The sequence below is a fragment of the Methylocucumis oryzae genome, assembly GCF_000963695.1.
GTDB classification, from domain to species: domain Bacteria; phylum Pseudomonadota; class Gammaproteobacteria; order Methylococcales; family Methylomonadaceae; genus Methylovulum; species Methylovulum oryzae.
Window position 1 is genome coordinate 1 of record NZ_LAJX01000297.1, and the last position, 3,145, is coordinate 3,145.

Consider the following 3,145-nt stretch of genomic DNA (forward strand, 5'->3'; position numbering starts at 1 on the left):
GTCGTGCGTAGCGGCGAAAGTTGGATAACCTCGTTATTGTTTAACTGGATTATTCCCATTTTGATATTGGTTGCTATCTGGTCATGGGTGATACGCCGTACCTCAGGAATGCAACGCGGTTTTTTAAATATTGGCAATAAAGCGCATATTCATCCTGATTCATTGCCTAAAGTTACCTTTAACGATGTTGCCGGTGCGGATAGTGCTAAGCAAGAGTTAAGAGAATCTATAGACTTTTTAAAAGCGCCTGAAAAGATTCAAAAATTAGGCGGTCACATGCCTAAAGGGGTGTTGCTAGTAGGGCCACCGGGTACAGGTAAAACGTTACTGGCTAGAGCCGTTGCCGGTGAGGCGGGCGTACCGTTTTTTAATATCAGCGGCTCCGAATTTATTGAATTATTTGTCGGTGTCGGTGCGGCGAGAGTTCGAGAATTATTTGAACAAGCGCGTAGTAAAGCGCCGTGCATTATTTTCATCGATGAGTTAGATGCGATAGGCCGTTCGCGTAGCGGTCCGGTCACGATGGGTGGGCATGACGAGCGTGAGCAAACCTTAAATCAGCTATTAACTGAGATGGACGGTTTTGATAGCTCAGTAGGCGTGATTGTCATGGCGGCGACTAACCGTCCTGAAATCTTAGATAAAGCGTTGTTACGGTCTGGACGTTTTTGACAGGCAAATCATTGTTGATAAACCCGACTTACAAGACCGCGTCGAAATTTTGAAATTGCATACTAAACCGATGACATTGGCAGAACATATTGATATTAATGTGTTGGCGAAACGGACGCCGGGTTTAGTAGGGGCAGATTTAGCCAATATCGCTAATGAAGCCGCGATTATCGCGACACGGTTAAATCATAGCAAAATCACAATGGATGATTTTGAAGCCGCTATCGATAGAATCTTAGCTGGGCCGGAAAAGAAAAATCGCGCTTTAAATCCTGAAGAAAAACGCCGTGTGGCGTATCACGAAGCGGGGCACGCTTTGGTCGCCGAAAATGTACCCAGTGGTCAGCCCGTGCATAAAATTTCGATTATTCCGCGCGGTGTCAGTGCCTTAGGCTTTACTTTGCAATTACCGGTAGAAGAAACGTTTTTATCGACCGATGCCGAATTAAAAGACCAGTTAGCCATTTTACATGGCGGTAGAGTTGCTGAACAAATCGTCTTAGGTTCGGTATCTACCGGTGCGCAAAACGACTTAGAGCGTGCCAGTGAAATCGCGCGTAATATGGTATGCATGTTAGGTATGAGTAAGAAAGTTGGCGCGTTAACCTTAGGTAAACGTCAACAGTTACAGTTTTTAGATACCGAAGGGACTGAATACCGTAATTACAGCGAAGAAACTGCCCGTTTAATCGATAGTGAAGTGCTATTACTCATTGAAGAAGCTGAAGCTAGAGCCACTGAAATTATTACGACGCACAGAGCTGTGTTAGACAAACTAGCGTTAGTGTTACAAGATAAAGAAGTCATTAATCGTGATGAAATAATCGAGGTTATTGCTCAGTCTTGAGCAGTTTTTTCTAGCAATAATCTTAGCGAAATACAACGGCGGTTTCGCATTAGCCTAAAAAAATCGTTTCGTTTACGAAAAAACACAAAAATATTCAAACAGATAACAAGCGTTCGGGCTTCACCCATTGGGTGAACAACAAAATCAACATAACGTTCTGATTTATTTAGTGTCTTTGGTGTTTTTCTTGGATCAACTGCGTTTTTTAGGATTAGCGAACCGCCGCTTTTCCCCGAAGAAGTTATTTGTCTCAGTTTAAGCGAGTAGCTTTTTATATTGGCTGACTACTGAGCTTTTTTAAAGTAGATATAAGCGCCAATCAACAGCGCAAAAATGAAGATCGCGACATTCAGTTCCTGGATAATTAATACGATTTTTTTGCCCATAGTGATGATAAACACTGAAATACACTATTACCGACACCGTGCAAGCCAAAAAATCGACTATCGCAAACTTAACAGCATTCATTTGACCGAGTCCAGCAGTCAGAAACAACAGATTACGGACTCCAAATGGCACGAATCGCCCGAATAACAGCGTTAATATGCCATAGTTTCGATAATAGTCTGATATCTTGTCGATTCTATCCCGAGCCATTAACTTGGAAAAAATCGCCAATGAATCAGACGCTCTCCTAATACCCTTCCTAAGCCGTAGCAAATTAGATCCGAAGCATAGGCTCCGGCATAAACCGCACCAAACAAATATAGTAAATGCTCAGGGGTTCTCGATGCCAAGGTTGCCGCCACGAACAGCATGCCATCTTCGGAAATAGGAAAATTAAAACCGGCAAGCAATAATAGGCCGAATATTATCCAAGGAGCGTATTCAATATGATTTTCTATTAAAGCAATAATTTCCGTCATTAGCCTACACTAGTATTGCAAGGGAGTAATTATTCCTTGTTGTTAAGATTCTTGCAGGCGAGGTAACCCATTATTGCCCCCCATACCAGCATGTACAAACCATGCAAAATGATTTCGAAATTAAGTCTATAGGCCCCTATATAGTAATCATACAAATAATCCAGAAAGGCTATGGCTAATATCACCTTAAGCGCGCTCGTGAATTTTAACTTATGCGCATAAAAGGCGTTGGCGCCTAATATAAAAAAACCCAAAAAAAACCGAACTGCCGCATGTTTTCCCCATTCCCAATTCAAAAACGGCATTTTCAGAATAGCTATATTCATAAAATAAAGACCTGTTAAGCCTATAGTGAATACCAGCCAGAAAATTATTCTCATAACACAAAGTCCCGATAAATTTAATAAAAAAGCTGGCATCGATCAAAGCAAGCATAAACCCATGAAAAGCAATCTGTGGTTGGCCGAGAAACCTCATCGGCGTCGTAACAGAAATTTTTCCAAACCTACCGTTGCGTAAATTGCAATACCGACACCAATAATCAGTAGCCACTCATCATAACCAATAGCCGCACTACCGAACAATTGCTGCATGGGCGGCCAGTAAGTAAACAGCAATTGCAGCATGGTCATGCTACATACGCCGAAGATTACCCATCCATTGGAAAAGACCCCGATATGAAACATCGAATATTTCAGCGAGCGGCAGTTGAACAAGTAAAACAGTTCGCCGAAGACAAATACATTGACTGCCACAGTGC

General features: G+C 42.2%; 4 protein-coding genes and 1 pseudogene. 1 reads left to right on the top strand and 4 read right to left on the bottom strand.

The annotated features are described in order from the left end of the window. Positions 1–1,519: pseudogene (gene ftsH, locus VZ94_RS20490) on the top strand (ATP-dependent zinc metalloprotease FtsH); the annotation flags it as partial. A 297-nt stretch (positions 1,520–1,816) separates the two neighbouring features. Here the strand turns inward: ftsH and VZ94_RS29820 are convergent. The 4 genes from VZ94_RS29820 to VZ94_RS24835 form a co-directional block, all read right to left on the bottom strand. Then, entirely contained in the window at positions 1,817–2,116 is a 300-nt protein-coding gene (locus VZ94_RS29820) for a DedA family protein (protein ID WP_239650113.1), read from the bottom strand. Next, positions 2,116–2,385 carry a DedA family protein gene (locus tag VZ94_RS29825; protein WP_239650114.1) on the bottom strand — a complete coding sequence of 90 codons (270 nt, stop codon included), beginning with the start codon at positions 2,383–2,385 and terminating at the stop codon, positions 2,116–2,118. Before VZ94_RS29825 ends, VZ94_RS29820 begins: the two co-directional genes overlap by 1 nt. A 29-nt stretch (positions 2,386–2,414) precedes the next feature. Next, on the bottom strand, positions 2,415–2,711 hold the full coding sequence (locus VZ94_RS20500) for a hypothetical protein (protein WP_239650115.1): 297 nt from the start codon (positions 2,709–2,711) through the stop codon (positions 2,415–2,417). Positions 2,712–2,858: 147 nt separating this feature from the next. Further along, on the bottom strand, positions 2,859–3,145 hold a 287-nt coding region (locus VZ94_RS24835), incomplete at its 5' end, for a cation transporting ATPase C-terminal domain-containing protein (protein ID WP_192828691.1).